General features: G+C 42.1%; 23 protein-coding genes. 17 read left to right on the top strand and 6 right to left on the bottom strand.

Going from position 1 to position 20,415, the window contains the following annotated elements:
* The first annotated feature begins 14 nt into the window (after positions 1-14).
* From EWU21_RS02860 to purQ, 5 genes are all read left to right on the top strand, one after another.
* Positions 15-1,313, top strand: a complete 1,299-nt coding sequence (locus tag EWU21_RS02860; protein ID WP_130895290.1) for a UDP-N-acetylmuramoyl-tripeptide--D-alanyl-D-alanine ligase — start codon at positions 15-17, stop codon at positions 1,311-1,313.
* Between the two features lie 52 nt (positions 1,314-1,365).
* A complete protein-coding gene (gene ahcY, locus EWU21_RS02855) occupies positions 1,366-2,682 on the top strand; it encodes an adenosylhomocysteinase (RefSeq protein WP_130895289.1) in 1,317 nt (438 codons plus the stop codon).
* Positions 2,683-2,840: 158 nt separating this feature from the next.
* A complete protein-coding gene (locus tag EWU21_RS02850; RefSeq protein ID WP_130895288.1) occupies positions 2,841-3,809 on the top strand; it encodes a hypothetical protein in 969 nt (322 codons plus the stop codon).
* 10 nt (positions 3,810-3,819) lie between these two features.
* A complete protein-coding gene (locus tag EWU21_RS02845) occupies positions 3,820-4,302 on the top strand; it encodes a hypothetical protein (RefSeq protein ID WP_130895287.1) in 483 nt (160 codons plus the stop codon).
* Between the two features lie 68 nt (positions 4,303-4,370).
* Entirely contained in the window at positions 4,371-5,057 is a 687-nt protein-coding gene (gene purQ / locus EWU21_RS02840) for a phosphoribosylformylglycinamidine synthase I (protein ID WP_130895286.1), read from the top strand.
* A gap of 72 nt (positions 5,058-5,129) precedes the next feature.
* On the opposite strand, the gene EWU21_RS02835 is transcribed toward purQ, so the two are convergent.
* The 3 genes from EWU21_RS02835 to EWU21_RS02825 all read right to left on the bottom strand — a co-directional run bounded on the left by EWU21_RS02835 (position 5,130) and on the right by EWU21_RS02825 (position 9,265).
* Positions 5,130-5,732, bottom strand: coding sequence for a LolA family protein (locus tag EWU21_RS02835; protein WP_130895285.1), 603 nt, complete (start codon positions 5,730-5,732; stop codon positions 5,130-5,132).
* Between the two features lies 1 nt (position 5,733).
* Positions 5,734-8,175: an FtsK/SpoIIIE family DNA translocase gene (locus tag EWU21_RS02830; protein ID WP_130895284.1), complete on the bottom strand. Its 2,442-nt coding sequence runs from the start codon at positions 8,173-8,175 to the stop codon at positions 5,734-5,736.
* 61 nt (positions 8,176-8,236) lie between these two features.
* Positions 8,237-9,265, bottom strand: coding sequence for a quinone-dependent dihydroorotate dehydrogenase (locus EWU21_RS02825; RefSeq protein WP_130895283.1), 1,029 nt, complete (start codon positions 9,263-9,265; stop codon positions 8,237-8,239).
* Between the two features lie 116 nt (positions 9,266-9,381).
* Between EWU21_RS02825 and EWU21_RS02820 the strand changes: the two genes are divergently transcribed.
* Genes EWU21_RS02820 through EWU21_RS02810 form a run of 3 tightly spaced genes read left to right on the top strand, consistent with a single transcriptional unit; the run spans position 9,382 to position 11,978 of the window.
* Entirely contained in the window at positions 9,382-10,344 is a 963-nt protein-coding gene (locus EWU21_RS02820) for an alpha-E domain-containing protein (protein WP_130895282.1), read from the top strand.
* Between the two features lie 57 nt (positions 10,345-10,401).
* Positions 10,402-11,127 (top strand): peptidase, encoded by a 726-nt coding sequence (locus tag EWU21_RS02815; protein ID WP_130895281.1) that lies wholly within the window; start codon positions 10,402-10,404, stop codon positions 11,125-11,127.
* On the top strand, positions 11,124-11,978 hold the full coding sequence (locus EWU21_RS02810; protein ID WP_130895280.1) for a transglutaminase family protein: 855 nt from the start codon (positions 11,124-11,126) through the stop codon (positions 11,976-11,978). The genes EWU21_RS02815 and EWU21_RS02810 overlap by 4 nt, the downstream gene beginning before the upstream one ends.
* Here the strand turns inward: EWU21_RS02810 and EWU21_RS02805 are convergent.
* The gene (locus EWU21_RS02805) at positions 11,975-12,706 is read right to left on the bottom strand and encodes an MlaE family ABC transporter permease (RefSeq protein ID WP_130895279.1); all 732 of its coding nucleotides are present in this window, start codon (positions 12,704-12,706) and stop codon (positions 11,975-11,977) included. The genes EWU21_RS02810 and EWU21_RS02805 overlap by 4 nt on opposite strands.
* 38 nt (positions 12,707-12,744) lie before the next feature.
* Here EWU21_RS02805 and EWU21_RS02800 point away from each other — a divergent pair, with 38 nt between their 5' ends.
* From EWU21_RS02800 to EWU21_RS02785, 4 genes are read left to right on the top strand one after another with little or no spacing between them, the layout of a single operon-like run.
* The gene (locus tag EWU21_RS02800; protein WP_130895278.1) at positions 12,745-13,446 is read left to right on the top strand and encodes an SDR family oxidoreductase; all 702 of its coding nucleotides are present in this window, start codon (positions 12,745-12,747) and stop codon (positions 13,444-13,446) included.
* Positions 13,443-13,874 carry a tRNA (adenosine(37)-N6)-threonylcarbamoyltransferase complex ATPase subunit type 1 TsaE gene (gene tsaE / locus EWU21_RS02795; RefSeq protein ID WP_130895277.1) on the top strand — a complete coding sequence of 144 codons (432 nt, stop codon included), beginning with the start codon at positions 13,443-13,445 and terminating at the stop codon, positions 13,872-13,874. The genes EWU21_RS02800 and tsaE overlap by 4 nt, the downstream gene beginning before the upstream one ends.
* Positions 13,859-15,079, top strand: a complete 1,221-nt coding sequence (locus tag EWU21_RS02790; RefSeq protein ID WP_130895276.1) for an alanine dehydrogenase — start codon at positions 13,859-13,861, stop codon at positions 15,077-15,079. The genes tsaE and EWU21_RS02790 overlap by 16 nt, the downstream gene beginning before the upstream one ends.
* Positions 15,080-15,082: 3 nt before the next feature.
* A complete protein-coding gene (locus tag EWU21_RS02785) occupies positions 15,083-15,487 on the top strand; it encodes a hypothetical protein (protein ID WP_130895275.1) in 405 nt (134 codons plus the stop codon).
* Positions 15,488-15,540: 53 nt separating this feature from the next.
* Here the strand turns inward: EWU21_RS02785 and EWU21_RS02780 are convergent, their stop codons facing one another.
* Together EWU21_RS02780 and xerD are read right to left on the bottom strand one after the other, a co-directional pair.
* A complete protein-coding gene (locus EWU21_RS02780) occupies positions 15,541-15,903 on the bottom strand; it encodes a four helix bundle protein (RefSeq protein WP_130895274.1) in 363 nt (120 codons plus the stop codon).
* A gap of 150 nt (positions 15,904-16,053) precedes the next feature.
* A complete protein-coding gene (xerD, locus tag EWU21_RS02775) occupies positions 16,054-16,980 on the bottom strand; it encodes a site-specific tyrosine recombinase XerD (RefSeq protein ID WP_394364228.1) in 927 nt (308 codons plus the stop codon).
* 67 nt (positions 16,981-17,047) lie between these two features.
* Between xerD and aroQ the strand changes: the two genes are divergently transcribed.
* The 5 genes from aroQ to EWU21_RS02750 are packed head-to-tail and all read left to right on the top strand — an operon-like array spanning position 17,048 to position 20,415.
* Positions 17,048-17,473 (top strand): type II 3-dehydroquinate dehydratase, encoded by a 426-nt coding sequence (gene aroQ / locus EWU21_RS02770; protein WP_130895272.1) that lies wholly within the window; start codon positions 17,048-17,050, stop codon positions 17,471-17,473.
* A 3-nt stretch (positions 17,474-17,476) separates the two neighbouring features.
* Entirely contained in the window at positions 17,477-18,523 is a 1,047-nt protein-coding gene (locus EWU21_RS02765; RefSeq protein WP_130895271.1) for an aminotransferase class V-fold PLP-dependent enzyme, read from the top strand.
* Positions 18,513-19,082, top strand: coding sequence for a MarC family protein (locus EWU21_RS02760; RefSeq protein WP_130895270.1), 570 nt, complete (start codon positions 18,513-18,515; stop codon positions 19,080-19,082). The genes EWU21_RS02765 and EWU21_RS02760 overlap by 11 nt, the downstream gene beginning before the upstream one ends.
* Positions 19,083-19,706: a ribonuclease H1 domain-containing protein gene (locus tag EWU21_RS02755; RefSeq protein ID WP_130895269.1), complete on the top strand. Its 624-nt coding sequence runs from the start codon at positions 19,083-19,085 to the stop codon at positions 19,704-19,706. It begins immediately after the preceding gene.
* Positions 19,693-20,415, top strand: coding sequence for a tRNA1(Val) (adenine(37)-N6)-methyltransferase (locus tag EWU21_RS02750; RefSeq protein WP_130895268.1), 723 nt, complete (start codon positions 19,693-19,695; stop codon positions 20,413-20,415). Before EWU21_RS02755 ends, EWU21_RS02750 begins: the two co-directional genes overlap by 14 nt.

The raw sequence follows: 20,415 nt of genomic DNA, 5'->3' as shown, positions 1-20,415 counted from the left end.
GTCACAACAGGCTAATGATTGTTAACACACAAACCCTTTTAGAAAGGTTCTTATCCTCTACCGGAGTATCCACAGATACCCGAAAGATTCAAGCTGGTAATCTATTCTTTGCCTTAAAAGGCCCTAATTTCAATGCCAATGCGATGGCCGCCGAAGCCATAGAGAAAGGAGCTCAGTATGCAATTATCGATGATGCGGATTACTTAGCAGGAGAACGCACCTTACTAGTAGAAGATGGCTTGTTAGCCTTGCAAGCTTTGGCAACCGCCTATCGCCAAACCTTAACAATACCCATTGTGGGCTTAACCGGTTCGAACGGAAAGACTACCACGAAAGAATTAATCTTTTCTGTTTTATCCCAAAAATACCACTGCTTTGCCACCACTGGTAACTTGAACAACCACATCGGTGTCCCTCTTTCTATCTTATCTATTAAAAAAGAGCATGAAATCGCGGTGATCGAAATGGGAGCGAACAAACAAGGTGATATCAAAGAACTCGTTGATATCGCGCAGCCTACTCATGGTTTGATTACTAATATAGGCAAAGCCCATTTAGAAGGTTTTGGAGGAATAGAAGGTGTGCGCAAAGGAAAAGGAGAACTTTTCGACTTTTTACAAGCTTCAAAAGGGGTCACCTTTTTACCTCAGCAATCCGGAGTTATACAGGAAATGTTTAGCGAACGAGGAATGCAAAATGCCGTGTACTCAAACGAAGCGATGCCCACTACCCTCGTAGAGGCAAAACCGATGGTACGCTATGCTTTAGCTTCTGGAGAAATAATCGATTCGCACTTACCAGGGATTTATAATTTTGAAAATATTCAACTAGCGATTGCGGTGGGCAAATTCTTTTCCCTAAGCGATGAGCAATGCAATACAGGGATCAGCACCTACATCCCGAATAATCACCGTTCTCAATTCATCAAAATAGGATCAAACCAAGTTTTGATGGACGCTTATAATGCCAATCCTTCGTCGATGTCAGCCGCTATTTCACATTTTGCTGAAACGGAAGGAAATCCCAAGCTTGTCATTTTAGGAGATATGTTTGAATTAGGAGAATCCTCGGCTGATGAACACGCGGCACTGGGTAAGCTCCTTGCGGGATTATCCTTTGAAAAAGTACTTTTAGTGGGGCAGCACATGCAACACGCACTAATTCATTTGCCTTCGGCTTATTATTTCCCGGACAAATTTGGCTTGCATACTTGGCTACAAGATCATCCGATTCAGGACAGTTTTCTTTTAGTTAAAGGTTCGCGTGGAATTCAACTAGAAAGTGTTTTGGCATTTTTAGAAAATTCCAAATAATTGCATTAAATTTGCACTTTAGTAAGAAAATACCTTTCAAAAAATACACACAATGGCATCACAATCGGGTACATATGTACCATTCAAAGTAAAAGACATTGCATTAGCAGACTGGGGTCGTAAAGAAATTCAATTAGCAGAAGCAGAAATGCCAGGTTTGATGGCATTACGTGAAGAATTCGGTGCTGCACAACCTTTAAAAGGTGCGCGTATCGCAGGTTGTCTTCACATGACGATCCAAACTGCGGTTTTAATCGAAACATTAACCGCTTTAGGAGCTGACGTTACTTGGTCATCTTGTAACATTTTCTCTACACAAGATCACGCAGCAGCGGCTATCGCAGCAGCAGGTATTCCGGTTTATGCTTGGAAAGGTATGAACGAAGAAGAATTCAACTGGTGTATTGAGCAGACTTTATTCTTTGGAGAAGATCGTCAACCATTAAACATGATCTTGGATGATGGTGGTGATTTAACGAATATGGTTTTTGATGAGTATCCGGAGTTAATCGAAGGCATCAAAGGCTTATCAGAAGAAACAACGACGGGTGTTCACCGTTTATATGAGCGTATGAAGAATGGCACGTTATTCTTGCCAGCGATCAACGTAAATGACTCAGTAACGAAGTCTAAATTTGATAACAAATACGGTTGCAAAGAGTCATTAGTAGATGCGATTCGTCGTGCAACTGACTTAATGTTAGCGGGTAAAGTAGCGGTAGTAGCTGGTTACGGTGACGTAGGAAAAGGTTCTGCTGATTCATTACGTGGTGCAGGTTGCCGTGTGTTAGTAACGGAGATCGATCCAATTTGTGCTTTACAAGCAGCCATGGATGGTTACGAAGTAGTTCCAATGGATGAAGCAGCAACACGCGCTAATATCTTCGTAACGGCGACTGGTAACGTGAAGATCATCCGTGATCGTCACTTCAAAGCGATGAAGGACAAAGCAATCGTTTGTAACATCGGTCACTTCGATAACGAAATCGATATGGAGTGGTTGAACAACAACTACGGTGCATCGAAAGATCAAATCAAGCCACAAGTAGATATGTACACAATCGACGGCAAAAACGTAATCGTTTTAGCGGAAGGTCGTTTAGTGAACTTAGGTTGTGCGATGGGTCACCCTTCATTCGTGATGTCGAACTCATTCTGTAACCAAACATTAGCTCAATTAGAGCTTTGGGCGAACTCAGCGAGCTACGAGAACAAAGTATACATTCTTCCTAAGCACTTAGATGAGAAAGTAGCGTTCTTACACTTAGCGCACATCGGTGCTAAATTAGAGAAGCTAGAGAAAGAGCAGGCGGATTACATTGGTGTTCCTCAAGCAGGGCCATACAAGCCAGAGCACTACAGATACTAGGATTTATTCTAGTTCGGTTTTGAAAGGCCGCGACTCTACGAGTCGCGGCCTTTTTCTTTTGTCCATTATCAGTTTCTTGGTAATCTCCATGTGCGGGTACCGAACTCTCAAAGAATAAACTACCTTTATCCCAGTACTCACATTTAACCACTAATACAATGAAAAATCGCTACCCGACGTACGTCGTGGCAATCCTATTTGCCTGCACTTTATTTTCCACTTCTTGCTCGAAAGATCCTGCAGCTACTTTCGTTCCCGCAAACACGACATATACTTTGCTTAACTCGAATGGCTTTCTGGCTTTCGAAGACCAAGTCGCTTTTCAAGCGTATGTTGAAAATTTCCAAAAGAATCCCTCCGATCCCGTGATTTTACGTGATATTCAATTCTTAGAATCTCAAAGCACTGAATTGCGCAAATTAGATTCGGTCTCCCTGAGTCAAATGGCAGAAACAGGCGACCTAACAGGTTATGAACATATGCTAAAACTGGTAGGAGACGATGACGACAAATCACTACAGCCCCTTGTTGACGACCCCATTTTAAGCCGATTAATAAACAAGGATGGGCTGATTCAAATAGGCGAACTGGTATACCAAGTTAATCCATCGAAAGTCTTTCAAATAAGAATCGCCGACTTCGAACAGACTAAGGCTACTTTCCTTACTTCACCAGAAAAAGTGGCTCAAGCCACGGTTTATAGAAGTCAGTCAGCATCTGCCATCAAAAATACAACTAGTAAAATGCTAAATAAAGTCGAAAGCAATTCCGTCACCTACGAAAACCCAGGACAAGGGACCTGTCGCTTTACCGCAGAAGTATATCTTTTAGACTTAGGCTTTTACCGCAAATTAGCTGTGCGGGTGAAACACGAATGGCGCCAACGTTTTTGGTTCACCTACTATTGGGGAAATAGTAGCGCGGCGATGTCAATGGAAGGAGATATCAATTTCCTAGAGTACTATACCCCATTCACAAAACATTATTCTGTTTCCACGAATGATGATTATAAAATCGAAACGGTCATCGACGAAACCTTCAATTACGTTCCTTTAAATTGGACAACGAATGTGGGAACAGCTGTCTGTCGTGGAAGAAATGGACTTACTTATTCCTTACATTTTTAAACTCATTCTTATGAAATACCCTATCACCTTATTTCTGCTTTTTGTCGTACTTCAACTGAGTGCACAAGAAACCAAGCCTTTGTATTCCATCTCTATTTTATCGCCTTCCATCGGCTTGGAGAAGAGCATACAAGAAAATAACTCGCTTAAATTATCTATAGGAAACTCCATCGGATATGGCAGCACAAATGGTTTACAGTCTAAATTATTCCTGCTGAGAGGCGAATACCGACACTATTATAACCTAGAGAAACGGAGAGACGAAGGGCGTCTCTCCACAAATTATTCTGGAAACTACATCGGATTATTTGCGGAGCCTTCTTTTGTTTTTAAGAAAGGGGAAGAGGCAACCAATATGTATGCTGGAGGTGTTTGGGGTATTCAACGAAACTACAACAGCCATTTCCATCTTGACCTATCGGTAAATGCAGGAATTGGGCAAAATGGATTTGAAACCAAAGCAGGATTGAGACTCGGCTTTTGGTTAAAATAAATGCCCCGAAGGGTCTGCATTTTTCATTCAAAAACCGTATTTTTGCACAAAATAATAGCAAAGAAGATATGAAATTTGGCGTAGTAGTATTCCCAGGATCCAATTGTGACGACGATACCGTCGGAGTCATTCAAAGTTTAGGCTATGAGGCTGTTAAACTTTGGCACAAAGAGACTGATCTACAAAACTGTGATTTCATCATCGTTCCAGGTGGTTTCTCTTACGGAGATTACTTGCGTTCTGGTGCTATTGCACGTTTCTCTCCTATTATGGAGCACGTTATTGAGCACGCTAAAAACGGTGGCTATTTAATGGGTATTTGCAATGGGTTCCAAGTTTTAGTAGAGGCGCATTTATTGCCGGGTGTTTTATTAAGAAACAGTTCCCAGAAATTCATTTCGAAGAATATCTACTTGAAAGCAGCTACGAACAATTCTTTGTTAACACAAGAATTAGACACGAATAAAGCCTACAAAATACCTATCGCTCACGCAGAAGGACGTTACTTTACAGATGAGAAGACGTTGGCTTCTTTGAAAGCAAATGACCAAATCTTGTTCTACTACTGTGACGAGAATGGCGAGGTGACAGAGGAATCTAATCCGAATGGAAGTCTTTTAAACATCGCAGGTATCTGTAACGAAGGTAGAAATGTATTTGGGATGATGCCTCACCCTGAAAGAGCGGCAGATCCAGATTTGAATAATACGGATGGATTAGAGATTATGAAGCAATTGATATTACAGACTGTTTAATCTTCCAAAGCACAACATAAAAAAGGCCTTTCTTTTCGAGAGGCCTTTTTTTTGTTCAGTCAAGTTAATAGATTAACGTAAATCGTTCACTTCTACACCCGGAAAGGCTTTCTTGTCAAAGCTGAAGAATTTATCATCAGCGTTTGCTTTTGGGTTCAATTTAGCGACTTTGAAGTGCTGCTTCTTTCCTGCTTTGTTAATAATTGTCCACTCACTCACAGTAAGATCTGCATTTGAGATTTTAAGGGCGATACTCTTCACTTGAGTACCTTTTGCTACAGGAGCTAACTCAACAGTGGAAACGCCAACCGATACACCTTTTAAAGAGATCTTATAGGCCTTCTTATCAAAGGAATAAATCTTAGCTGGATTCAAATCTCCTTCCGAAGGATCAAAGCTCGAGATGTTCACCTCATTGATTTCTTTGATGTAGGTGGCTACTTCTTTCCCATTATTAAAGATCTCTTGGCCAGCCGTTTTTAAGCGAAACTTAGTTCCCTTTACCGTGATAGATCCAGACATGGTCGCTGCACCTTCGGTTTGGTAAGTGAAGTTCGCGGAGAATGAACCCATCGCTTTGTACTTTTTCTGCATTCCATCAATCAAGCTTACTGCCTTATTCGACTGCGCGAATACGCTAAAACTCAAGCATAGTACTAATAGTCCTTTTTTCATCTTATAAGTTTTTCAAAATCTCTTCTAATTCCGTTTCTGATTTCACAAGCACTTCTCTGGCTTTGGAACCACCAAATGAGCCTACAATTCCAGCTGCCTCTAATTGATCAATTAAACGGCCTGCGCGGTTATACCCTAATTTCAACTTGCGTTGGATGAGCGAGGTACTTCCTTGCTGGTGCATCACAACTAAACGAGCTGCTTCATCGAAGAACGAATCTCGATCACTTGGATCGAAATCCCCGCGATCTTGTCCGCCCATTTCCTCTGAATCAGGTTCAGGCAATAAATAGGCAGAAGTATAACCTTGTTGGTTTCCGATGAAATCACAGATGTCTTCTACTTCTGGAGTATCTACGAAGGCACATTGCAAACGAATCACTTCTGATCCCATCGATAATAACATATCTCCCATACCCACTAACTGATCTGCGCCACCGGCGTCTAGAATGGTGCGGGAGTCAATTTTGGACATTACCTTAAACGAAAGACGCGCTGGAAAGTTCGCCTTAATCGTACCGGTGATGACGTTAACCGAAGGCCTTTGCGTCGCAACAACCAAGTGAATACCAATAGCACGTGCTAATTGAGCAAGACGAGCAATCGGGTGCTCTACTTCTTTACCAGCCGTTAACATCAAATCCGCTAACTCATCAATCACTAAAACGATATACGGCATAAAGTCGTGCTCATTTGGATTCAAGCGACGATTAATAAACTTCTGATTGTATTCCTTAATGTTACGGCAACCAGCGTCTTTTAACTTATCATAACGCAAGTCCATCTCCTTACAAAGCGAATTCAGCGTACTCACCACCTTCTTCGTGTCGGTGATAATCGCCTCTGCAGAATCAGGAAGACAAGCTAAGAAGTGGCGCTCTAATTTGTTGAAAAGCGACAATTCGACTTTCTTCGGATCGACCAAAACAAACTTCAACGTCGCCGGGTGCTTCTTGTAAATTAATGAAGTCAAGAGCATGTTTAAACCTACGGACTTACCTTGACCTGTAGCACCGGCCATTAAGAGGTGAGGCATTTTAGCCAAATCCGCAACAAAAATCTCATTCGAAATCGTCTTACCTAATGTGATAGGAAGGTCGTAGGTGGATTTTTGGAACTTCTCAGAGCCGATAACCGCACGAACTGGAACCATCTCACGGTTCTTGTTAGCTACCTCGATACCGATAGTGTCCTTACCCGGCATTTGGCCGATGATACGAACACCCATCGCGGCTAATGAGAGGGACAAATCATCTTCAAGAGAAGTGATTTTACTTACACGAACACCTGCTTTAGGAACAATCTCATACAAGGTAACCGTGGGTCCGATCGTTGCCTCAATCTTCTGAATCCCGATTCCGTAATTCAATAAAGTCTCGACAATCTTCTCCTTATTCGCCTTCAACTCATCCATCGTCACTTGCGATGTCTGGTTCTTTTGATCGTATTCTTTTAATAAATCAATGGTAGGGAATTGGTATTTAGGCAAATCAGCCGTTGGATCATATAGGCCAAATTGCTCTACCAAATCGTTCGCCTTAATCTCTCTAGATACCGGTGTAGGCTCTTCCTCGATCACCTCGTCAGCCACATCCGCCACCTTATAAGTAAAATCTAAGTCATCTTCTTTCTTTTCTTCCGCTACTACAGGATCTGGTAAAACCTCCACTGGCGTCGCAACTACCGGAACAATTTCCTCCACCACCGGCGGAACAATCGGTCTAAATGTTTCTAAATCATCATTATCTACATGAACCGCTGGGCCATCTTCATCAATAAATAGACTTTCCTCTTCTTCTTCCTCTTCTTCTTCAGCGGCCAAAGGAGCCGCAACAACTGCCTTTTTCGGATTCAGTTGATAGAATAATACCAAAAAGATAAATCCACCAAAACCAATCACAAAGATGGACAAGTAACCTAATAACTGATAAAGCTTCTCATTCACAAAATACCCCACTCCACCTCCGATAGAATGCGGCAAATCAAGGGAGAAAACAAAAAATCCAGCCAGTAAACTAAACCATAGGATGTAAAACAAGACCTGCCAAGAAAGGCGCTCTAAGGAATAAATCTCCTTCTTGAAACCTACTTTTAAGGCGGACAAATAGAATAAAGGAATTAAGAGTAAAGTGGACCAGCCGAATGTCTTAAATAAAAAGAAATGAGCAATTTTCGCGCCTAAAAGACCTGCAAAATTTTTAATGGGAATATCAGAGCCCTTGATGGTATCCACTACGCCACGCTCAACTTCGCTTTGGTCAGAAACGCCTACAAAAAAACTAGATCCAAAAGAGACTAACAGGAGTGTACCTATCAAAAACAAAAAGGCGGCAATAATTAACTGAATGCGGTATAGAACAGCACCATCCATTTTTCTTTTGGGCTTATCTTGCTCAAAATTAAGTTGTAAAGTGCTTGTAGGGTTACTTATCTTTTTTGCCATAGAAGGAACAAGGGTATAATCTTATAAATTTCGCTTTTTTGATCCGATTTACAAAATCAAATTACAGTCCTGCCGCGAGTATTTCTTGGTTAATTTCTTTAATCAAACCAGGGCCCTCATAGATGAAGCCGGAATAGATCTGAACTAAGGAGGCTCCAGCTTTCAATTTCTCAATAGCGTCTGCTCCAGAATGAATACCCCCTACCCCAATGATGGGAAATTGGCCGTTTGATTTTTGATGTAAATAAGCCACTACCTCGGTGGATCTTTTGGTCAAAGACTTTCCACTTAATCCTCCCATTTCCCCTTTGTGAGCAGATTGTAAGCCTTCGCGAGATAAAGTAGTGTTCGTAGCAATGACACCTGCTAACTTTGTTTCTAACACAATTTCAATCACATCGTCTAATTGATCATTACTTAAATCTGGAGCGATTTTTAATAAAATCGGTTTCTGCACCGGCTTCAAGGCATTCAACTCTTGCAGGGTCTGCAATAATTGCTTCAGTGGCTCCTTTTCCTGCAAAGCACGTAAATTAGGCGTATTAGGAGAGCTTACATTGACCACGAAATAATCTACGACATCATATAAGGCTTCAAATCCCTGGCGGTAATCGTCATCCGCTAGTTCATTCGGAGTTACTTTGTTTTTGCCCAAATTTCCACCCACAATTACCTTCGAACGACGCTTTTCCAAGCGAGTTTTCATCGCAGCTAAGCCTTCGTTATTAAAACCCATTCGGTTAATAATCGCTTCATCTTCGAGTAAACGAAATAAACGAGGCTTCGGATTGCCATCCTGCGGCTTGGGCGTAACCGTACCCACCTCAATAAATCCAAATCCCAATTCAGCGAATTCATCAATGAGCATCGCGTTTTTATCAAATCCGGCAGCTAAACCCACGGGATTCGGAAAATGTAGGCCAAAAACCGTGCGTTCTAATCGTTTATCCTCCACCTGAAACAAGGCTTTAAAGAGAGACGACATACCCGGAATTCGCAATGTTAGCCGAATTAAATCTGCGGCCAAGTAATGAGCACGCTCTGGATTAAACAAAAAGAAAAGGGGTTTTATGAAAATTTGATAAAACATGTGGATTTTTTGGACGAATTAAGAGACAAAAATACAAAAAAGGACGGGCTCATGCCGCACTCTGAAAAAAAATCCTAATTTTAAGATATCAAGCATTTTAGAAAAATTTATAGCCTATGTTAAGTCGTGTAGCCAATTCCATCTATTGGATGAACCGGTACATCGAGAGAGCTGACAATTATGCCCGCTTCATCTCGGTAAATTTCAACCTTGCCCTAGATTTACCCCCGAATGTCCCGGAACAATGGGAGCCATTAATCGTGGCCACGGCAGATCATTACAATTTCTTCGAGCATTATCCAGAGGCAAATCGTGAGAACGTTTTGTATTTTATGACATTCGATGTTAACAATCCGAACTCGATTCTCTCTTGTTTATATTCCGCGCGTGAAAATGCCCGCACGATTCGCGAGAGTATTTCAAAAGAGATGTGGGAGTATGTGAACCAAATCTATTGGAAAGTAAAGGACCGTGTAGAAGGAAGTAAAAGCTGGGAGTTAGCCCGATACCAAGGTTTTTTAGAGGAAATCAAATCCGGAAGTCAGTTATTTTACGGCATTGTCGATTCGACGATTACCCGTGGGGAAGGCTGGCATTTTGGTCAATTAGGAAAACTTTTAGAACGAGCAGACAAGACAACTCGCTTCTTAGATGTCAAATACTTCACGCTATTGCCTAATGTAGATGCAGTGGGATCTCCCTTAGATCTTTTGTTATGGTCGTCTGTTTTAAAATCCGTTTCGGCCTACAATATGTTTCGCCAGCAATACAAAGTGGTGAATCCCACGAATATTGTGGAGTTTTTGATCTTAGACAAAGGATTTCCGCGTTCAGTCGTTCATTGTCTAACGGAGGCTGAACAATCGCTATATGCCATTTCAGGCACCTCGTTTGATCATGGGTATTCGAATTTAGCCGAAAAAAAACTCTCTAAGATTCTTTCTGAAGTACAATTCACAGAAATCGAGGACATATTGAATACGGGACTGCACCAGTTTTTGGATGCTTTTCAAAGCTCCAACAATGATATCGGGCAAACCATACACGATACTTATTTTGACTTAAAGCCGGTCAATTAAGCCGGCTATTTGATAAAATTAGTGTAATATTGCGCTCCCATTTGCCACCCTCATCATATGACATATTGTTTAGGAATTACTGTTAAAGAAGGATTGATTGCGATTGCTGATACGCGTATTACCGCAGGTAATGAAGTGTATTCAAATAAGAAAATCTCTATTCATGAGATCAAAAATCATTCACTCTTCATCATGACCGCAGGATTGCGTTCCGTGCGCGACAAGGCGGTAACCTACTTTAATCAAGCCATAGAGGATGAGGAAGAAAGTTATGATTATATGTTTCAGGCGGCTACGTCCTTTGGCCAGAAACTAAAACAAGTGGCTGCAGAAGATCGCGAAACTTTAGAAAAAGAAGGTTATGCTTTCAATCTACATGCCATAGTGGGCGGGCAAATGCCTAAAGACAGCGAACACAAGCTATTTTTAATCTTTCCGGAAGGCAATTGGATTGAGATAAATGATGGATTAAAATACCAGATTATTGGTAATTCTAATTACGGCAAACCTTTATTGAATCGCAATTTAACCCATGAAACCTCGCTCAAAGAGGCTTTGAAGATGGGTTTCTTATCTTTTGACGCCACCCAAGTCAGTGCGAACGATGTCGATTATCCCATCGATGTGGTCGTTTACGAAAAAGGAAGTTTCAAGGCAAAAGAAGTCCGTTTATACAAGAAAGACATGCAAGCAATTTCTGATGATTGGAATGAAGCCTTGCGAAAATCGCTCGCAGGAATTGATGAGGGATGGATGAAAGAGTTAATTTCACCTTCGAAATGATCGCTCGCATCCAGCATAAACTACGGTATGATTACAGTGAGTCGGTCACTTTGGATCCTCATGTCCTCTATTTACACCCACGAAAAAGTGCGCTTTTAACGGTTCAAGATTTCCTATTAGACATCCTACCCAACCCTGTACAGGTATCTAAAAACCTGGATCCAGAGGGAAATATTCAAAATATCTTGTTCTTCAAAGAGCCAACGAATTTCTTAGAAATCGAAATGAAGGCAACGGTGGAAACGACAGAATTTAATCCTTTTGATTTTGTTTACTTTCCTTTTGAAAGCAAATCCCTACCCATCTCCTATTCCCGTTCTTACCAAAAAACCCTCAGCCCTTATTTAGGCTTAGAAGGCGTTACCCCTCATGTGGAACAAATGGCTAGGCAGATCGCATCCGGGGTTCGTTACAGCACATCCGCCTATCTTTCTGCGTTGAATGAGTTCATCTTTACCAATTTTGCTTACGAAATTCGCGAAGAAGGAAATCCCAATACCCCGGAATTTACGCTGATTAACCGCAAGGGATCTTGCAGAGATTATGCGGTCTTATTTTCTGCCCTGTGTCGAGCCATGGGCTTAGCTACGCGATTTGTTTCCGGCTATTACATCGGTGTTGCGCCTGTTGATGTCCCTAACCAAACGCATCATTTACATGCTTGGGTGGAGGTTTATTTGCCTGGTGGTGGCTGGAGAGGCTACGATCCTACGCAGCACGAGGTCGTTTCTGGGAATCACATTCCACTAGCCGCCTCTTGTTTACCGGAGGAGATTACGCCTGTTTACGGATCGTATCGAGGTGCCGCAAGCTCCTTATTAACTACCAACGTATTTATTGAAAGAATTTAGCCGACTAATAATTGGGCCAAAAGATAATCCGCAATCAAAATCGCAATACACGAATTGGTTACTGCGGCAGTACTCGCCGTTCCTACTTCGTAGGCACCACCTTTTGTATAGAATCCTTTGAAGGCAGAAATCGTGACAATCAAAAAGGAAAATACCACTGATTTCGTCAACGCAAAAATCATATAGTTGCCTTTGAATTGGAATTGCAATCCGTGAATGTATTCTTGCGGAGAGATGGCTCCCGTTAACCATCCCGCTAAATAGCCTCCGTAGATCGCTAAAAAGCATGCAAGCGTCACAAGCATAGGGAATGTAATCATCGCAGCGATGATTTTAGGTAAGACTAAATAGGAGCGAGAATTAATTCCCATCACTTCAAGCGCATCAATTTGTTCCGTGATACGCATTGTTCCTAATTGACCTGCGATATTAGAACCAATTTTACCAGCTAAAACGACACAGGTAATGGTAGGCCCCATTTCTAAAATGGTTGAATCACGAACAATTAAGCTGATAATGTATTGCGGCACAAAAGGGTTATCCATATTCGCTGCGGTTTGAACGCAAGTCACAGCCCCTAAGAAGGTGGACACAATCGCCACAATCAAGACCGAATTAATACCGATATCCACACATTCTTGAAATGTCAAGGCGAGATAAACCCGAAATTTTTCTGGATTTGTAAAAAGCTTACCCAGGAAGATTAAATATTTGCCTAATTTTGACATCTGATTGGTATATTACACATCGATATTTATCAAAGATAATGAACAAAACGGTTATAATTAGTGGGGGTAGCCAGGGAATTGGCAAAGCGTTGGTAAAAAAATTCCTTTCAGAAGGATTTACCGTATTTACGTGTTCGCGAACAAGCGAGAAATTGAAAGCCCTTTCGGCTGAATTCAATTCAACTTCACTGCATACGTTTGTCGCAGACTTAAGTGACAAAAAACAGTGCCAGGACTTTGCAGGATGGGTTTTAGGCCAAACCAAAACCATTGATGTCCTGATCAACAACGCTGGATTTTTTATGCCGGGTCAAATCCAAAACGAAGAGGATGGCGTCTTAGAACGTCAAATCGAAGCTAATTTATATAGCGCCTATCATTTAACGCGCGCCGTATTACCTACCTTGCAAGCCCAAAAATCAGGCCACATTTTCACCATCTGCTCTACGGCATCTATCACGGCTTACACAGCCGGTGGATCGTATTGCATCAGTAAGTTTGCCTTATTAGGTTTTACTAAAGTCTTACGCGAAGAAACGAAACTGCAAGGCATCAAAGTGACAGCCATCTTACCTGGGGCTACTTTAACACCCGCTTGGGATGGCGTAGAATTGCCTGAGTCGCGCTTTATACCCGCAGACGATGTCGCATCGACGATTTATTCGGCTTATACGATGAATCCGTCCACGGTTTTAGAAGAAATACTCATCAGACCACAATTAGGGGACATCGAGCTATGAGACCCTGGGATAAATACAGCATCACGGAACTGCCTGAAATAGCCGCTAGCCTCATTCGTGAGACGAAAGACTACCCCAATGTGTGGTTATTTCGCGGTGAAATGGGTGCTGGTAAAACAACCTTAATTAAGGAGATTTGCCACCAATTAGGAGTGGCGCAATCTGTTCAAAGCCCCACCTTTTCACTCGTAAATGAATATGTGGATGGCAAAGGTAATCCCGTTTATCATTTTGATTTATACCGATTGAAGAACGCACAAGAGGCTTTTGACATCGGATTAGAAGAATATTTAGACTCTGGGCACTTGTGTTTAGTGGAATGGCCAGAGCAGGCGGAGGAGTTTTGGACCTTTGAACATCTAGAACTAAACGTCTCCCACGTCGATGACGCGCACCGTAAATTAGAAGTCGTATGGCGAAGATACTAGAGCACAATCCCTTTCAGGATTTACTTTCAAAACAGGGCATCGCCCCTTTAGAGGCGATGGCTTGGACAAAGCAGAATGCCCAAAGCATCCGAATCAGTCTACCTAAGGAATCCGATCCCAACGAAAACCGCATTTCTTTAAGCCCACAAGCCGTTGCCTTATTAACCAATAATGGCCACGAAATTGTGATCGAAAAAGGGGCTGGTGAACGTGCAGGCTTCAGTGATTCTGACTATTTATTAGCCGGAGCGAGTGTGAGCGAGGATGTGGCGATGATTTGGCAAAGTGCGTTGACTTTAAAAATTACCCCTCCTACCATCGCTGAAATCGCGCGCATGAAAGAAGGTCAAGCCTTTATTTCGAGTGCCTCGTACCAGCATTTGTCATCCGAATTAATCGATGCGATGAATGCCAAAAAGCTGATGGCCATCGGCCTAGAATTCGTCGAAGACAATGGCGGCGGCTTTCCTTTCATCAAAATAATGGCAGAAATAGCCGGACAATTGATCTTGCCGATAGCCACCGATTTAATTCAAAAGAAAAAAGGATTGCTTTTAGGGCATGTCACAGGTGTTCCTCCTTGTAATCTAGTGCTGTTAGGTGCGGGTCAGGTGGTGGAGCAAGTGGCGCGAGCGGCAGCGAGCGCAGGCATTCAATTCCAAGTTTTCGATAAAGACATTTATAAGTTACAACGCCTAAAAGCGGCGCTGGGATTCCCCATCGTCACGCAGGTAATTGATTCGGAAAATTTAGCTAAAGCTTTACAGGAAGCCCAAATCATCGTAGGTGCCTTGCGTTCAGACAGCGGAATTACTCCTTGCATCGTGACGGAAGAGATGGTGAGCAAGCTGAAACCTGGAACGTTGATTCTGGATGTCTGTATTGACCAAGGCGGCTGTTTTGAGACTTCAGAGCCTTGTACGATTCAAAAACCCACCTTCGAAAAATACGGCATCACTCATTTCTGTGTTCCTAACATCCCATCCCTTGTGGCTCACACCGCTAGTTTAGCGATGAGCAACCTCATGACGTCTTTCATCTTGAAGGCGGGGAAGACTGGGGGTGTGGAAGAAATGCTTTGGCAAGGAAAATCCTTCATGAAAGGCGTATTCTGCTACCGCGGCTTCGTAACACAACCAAGCACAGGAAAATTGTTCCACAAACCTGTCAAAGACATTCAATTATTATTACTAAGTAAGAGTTAAATCATGATCGAAGATTACACAGCCCTTTCAAACGCGCCTAATTCCCCAGACTTAAACGGAAAATACTTAGGTCTCATTTCCTCTGATTTTATCAAAGTAGCCGATACCCTGAAAGAGGCGTCTTACCAAATCAAAAAACGAGGATTCTCCGATTTCCCCATCTTCGTGACCTCCCAACGTCCCATCGAAATCGGCCAAAAACTGATCGGCGTAAGTGAATTGCACGAAAATAAGTGGAATTACCATGCTTCGATGATGGAAGAATTTGTGCAGCGTAAACTCATCGCAGAAGAGAACATGGAGCTCTTCGTCCAAAACTTCAAAGATATCGAAGAATTCGCTTGCCTCTTTGTGGTGGATGGGCAGTTTACGAATTTTGTGTTTATTCCTTTTCCGGAAGACAAATAGCAAAGTTCAAAGACCAAAGTTCAAAGAGCAAAGACAAAATAGAATGGTTCAAATTAGGCTGAATTATTTTGATTCAAGGTGATAATTGTACGTCCTAAAATCTTAAGAATCTCCTCCAATTCATCCAATAGTAAATTACCATCTTCCATGTTTATTAGGTCAGATGCAACGAGTAATTTCAGCCAATAGCGGGTTTCTCTCGCTTCTTTGTAAGAAATAGAAATTTTGTAATGAAAATCTTTCTTCGAAAAGCCTCCAATTGCTTCTTCTAAATTTGCTCCAATTGAAGTACTAGATTTTAAAAGCTGCTTTGATAGCACAAATTCCTTCTTTTCATTTGATAATCGTATACAAACTGGAATTAAATTCAATGAAAATTGAAACGCTTTTTCTTGGACAATATTAGTATAGGTCATAGTGGTGTTTTTTTATAAAACTACACTAGCAACCTTTGGGGAAACCCTAAAAAACTGATAATAACTACCAACTTAATGATAACTTCCAAATTTTGACTTTGCTCTTTGAACTTTGCTCTTTGCTCTTTGAACTTTGAACTTGAGTCTTTGCTATTTGGTATTTGAACTTTGGTCTTTGTATTTTGAAAAAGGATGAAAATCCTGCACCATCTGCGTTAAATACGCCCGATCCAAGTGGGTATAAATCTCCGTCGTTAAGATCGATTCATGGCCTAACATCTCCTGAACGGCGCGCAAGTCAGCTCCGCCTTCAATTAAATGGGTTGCAAAAGAATGGCGAAAAGTATGGGGGCTGATTACTTTCGTGATGCCTGCTTTCGCGGCGAGGTCTTTACAAATCAAGAAAACCATCACCCGGCTTAAGCCAGAACCTCGGCGGTTTAGAAAAACGAAGTGGGTGGCGTCTTTTTTGACGGACACAGATGGCCTAACTGATTCCAAATACAAATTCAAATACTTGAATGCATCGCGGCCAGCGGGAATCAGACGCTCTTTGTCGCCCTTTCCACGGACTTTGATGAAGCCTTGATCTTCGTAGATATCTTCTCTTTTTAGGCCAATTAATTCAGAAACGCGTAAACCGGCCCCATATAAAAATTCCAGCATTGCTCGATTTCGTACCCCTTCCGGACTAGAGAGATCTGCCTGTTCAAGTATGGCCGTAATCTCGTCGAAAGAGAGGGTGTCGGGTAATTTGCGCCCCATCTGGGGATTTTTTACGTGAACGGTGGGGTCTGCTTTTAGGGTGCCATCGAAAACGAGAAATTGAAAAAAAGCACGAATGCCTGAAAGGGTGCGCGATTGGGTGCTTGCTTCGATACCTAAGGAATGTAGGTCTTTTAAGAAGGCCAAAATATGAGATTCCTCTACCTCGCTAATCGCAATAGGAGCAATAGATAGATAGGTGGACAGCTTTTGGATATCCCGTAAATAGGCTTCGTGGGAGTGCTTGGATAAGCCACGCTCTATTTTCAAGTAATCACCAAAAGACTGGATTTCTGTCTCCCACATATACATTTTGTGCTATGAATCCCGTAAATTTAAAGTAATTACGTATTTTTACACCGCATGTCCCTTTTTAAATATGGTAAGAAAGAAAATATTAATCCTGAATGGTCCTAATTTGAATTTATTAGGCACACGAGAACCAGAAATCTATGGGGCACAGACGTTCGAGCAGTTTTTGGAAATCTTACAAGATAAATTCGGCCAGCAACTAGATATCTCTTACTTCCAATCCAACGAAGAGGGAGCTTTAATTAATAAATTGCACGAAGTGGGATTTACCTATGATGGCATTTTATTCAATGCGGGAGGGTATACACACACTTCGGTGGCCTTAGGCGACGCAGTAGCAGCCATCAAAACACCCGTGATTGAAATTCACATTTCAAATGTTCACGCACGAGAAGAGTTCCGCCACCACAGTTATTTAAGTCCTAAAGCAAAGGGAATCATCGTCGGTTTAGGCTTGCGCGGTTATGAATTAGGCCTTTATTCTTTCCTTTAAACCATGTTATCCTTCTACCCTGGCCCCTCTAAGGTTCATCCAGAGGCCCTTGGATACATTCAAGAGGCTTTTGAGCAGGGTATTGTCAGCATCAACCATCGAAGTGAGCGATTCGAAAAACTGCTCGAGGCTACATTTGAGGTGCTTCATCAGAAATGGAATATCCCATCGAATTATACCATCTATTTCGTTTCTTCCGCTACTGAGGCTTGGGAGATTGTCATTCAATCCCTCGTTAGAGAAAAATCAACTCACTTATATAATGGAGCCTTTGGAAAAAAATGGGCGCATTATGCGGCATCCACCGCAGAATCTATTGAGTTCTCTTTGGACCAAAGCTTAGCCGAAATCGGCCTTCAACTAGGTCCTATCAAGGGAGATACGCTATGTCTAGTTCAAAGTGAAACTTCGAATGGGACCGGCCAGCAAATACGAAGAGCTGATTTTCAATTAACAGAAGACGCCCTAATCGCCGTGGATGCCACCTCCTCAATGGGCGGAATTGAATTGCCGTGGGATGAAGCCGATGTTTGGTTAGCATCCGTACAGAAATGCATCGGAATTCCAGCGGGAATGGGCCTACTCATTTGTTCTCCCAAGGCATTAGCTAGGGCAAAAGAACTAAATCGATCGACGCATTATAACGATGTTTTGTTTTTGGAAGAAAACAGAAAAATGTTTCAGACGCAAATGACACCGAATGTGTTGAGTATTTACCTAGTTTACCGATTAACGCAGCAGCTGCCTTCGTTATCAGAAGTACATCTTGCCACTTTAGCTAAAATGAAATTGTGGACGGATTTCTGGGACAATCAACCTGATTTTAGCTATTTAATAGAGAACCCAGCGTTGCGTTTGCCTACGGTTTTGGCCTTAACAGGGGAACCAGGTAAGATTAAGCAATTGCATCAACTCTGCTTAAAAAAAGGTATAGAACTAGGAAAAGGCTATGGCGCTTGGAAGGAAACCAGTTTCCGTATTGCAAACTTCCCCAGCCATACGTTTGAAGATATTGAAACACTCATCCAAACCATACAATATGAACTTTAACTCAAAAGAGATTTTATCCTCCTCGCTGATCCTTTTTTCCGTGATTGATATCTTAGGGTCCATTCCCATTATCATCGAATTGCGTAAAAAAAATGGAGATATCCATCCTGGACAGGCGACTTTAGCCTCGGGAATCATCATGATCGGGTTCTTTTTTGCCGGAAAATTCATCCTCCATTTATTAGGGGTCGATACTAATTCCTTCGCCATGGCGGGGGCCTTGATCATCTTCCTCATCGGTATGGAGATGACGCTTGGTCGAAACATTTTCAAAAGTGAAGAAATCGAGACTAATACGCATTCCATTGTACCATTAGCCTTCCCTATCATCGCTGGAGCGGGAACGATGACGACTTTAATTTCCTTGAAGTCACAATTTGAAGAGGAAAATATCATTATCAGTATCTTCATTAACCTCGTATTCATCTACATCGTCTTACGCTCTAGCGTGTGGATCGAGAAGAAACTAGGAAATGCAGGGACGCAGATTTTGCGCAAGATTTTCGGGGTAATTTTGATTGCGATCGCGATTAAAATCTTTAAATCACGTTTGATGTAGATGGCCAAAAAACAAAAATATTACGTGATTTGGGCGGGTCATCAGAAAGGGATCTTTGATTCTTGGGCGGAGACCGAAAAGAACATCAAAGGCTATGCGGGTGCGCAATACAAGTCTTTTGAATCGAAAGCCGAAGCTGAAAGCGCCGCTAAAAAGAATTATTGGGCCAGCGTTTCACCAGCTTCTAAGACGAAAACGCCTCGCTTAAACGCGGCTAAAATTGTCGTTCCAAGTATTTCGGTGGATGCTGCCTGCGCAGGCAATCCAGGTAAATTGGAATACCAAGGCGTAAATACAGAAACGAAAGAAGTGTTATTTGCGCGCGGTCCCTTTCCAGAAGGCACCGTTAACTTAGGTGAGTTTTTGGCCATTGTTCACGGTCTGGCCTATTTAAAGAAATTAGATTGTCCATATCCTTTGTATTCAGATTCGAGAACGGCTATTGCTTGGGTAAGAAACAGAGCGATCAAAACGAATCTTGAGCGCAATGCACGAACGGAAGAATTATTCCAGATGGTCGATAATGCCATCGCGTGGTTAAAAAGTAACCATTACACGACTAAAGTTCTGAAATGGGAAACGGAGGACTGGGGTGAAAATCCGGCGGATTATGGCCGAAAATAGATCTACTTTTGAGTTCAAACAATTTTCGCTACATCACGGTAATCCGGGATTGAAGATTAGTACGGAGGCCTGTCTTTTTGGCGCTTGGGCTTCTATGAAGGCACGGGGTAATTGTCTAGATATTGGAACGGGATGTGGTTTGTTAGCTTCCATGCTCGCACAAGCCAATCCCACTTGTTCGACGAAAGCACTTGAAATTCACCCCGAAGTGGCCAAAATTGCTTCCGAAAATTTCAATAGCAGTCCTTTTAAAGAACGCCTGCAAGCCATCGAAGCGAACGTTTTAACATTTAAGTCAGAAGAAAAATTCGATTTCATCTGCTCTAATCCACCTTTTTTTACAAATCACCTCGCGGCTTCGGATGAAGCAAAACACATGGCGATTCATGCGGATCATTTAAGTCCGGTAGATTTAGCAGCCTCCATTGATCGACTACTAACAAAAGAGGGAGAATTTGCGGTGCTGTATCCGGAAGATGTTTTGGCCCAATTCGAACAATCTCTACAGGTAAATGGGCTATTCTTACATGAAAAGGTAACCATCCATTCCACCCCCTCTAGCCCCGTATTACGCGTAATGGCGAACGGATCTAGGAAAAATAATCCAATCAAACAGGACCGAATAAATATCAAAACAGAACTAGGGGAATACAGCCCGGAGTTCATCGAATTATTAAGACCCTATTATATCATCTATCCTTCGCAATAA

It is taken from the genome of Aquirufa antheringensis (assembly GCF_004307425.1).
In the GTDB taxonomy this organism is placed as follows: Bacteria; Bacteroidota; Bacteroidia; order Cytophagales; family Spirosomataceae; genus Aquirufa; species Aquirufa antheringensis.
This window is presented reverse-complemented; position numbering and strand designations above follow the sequence as displayed.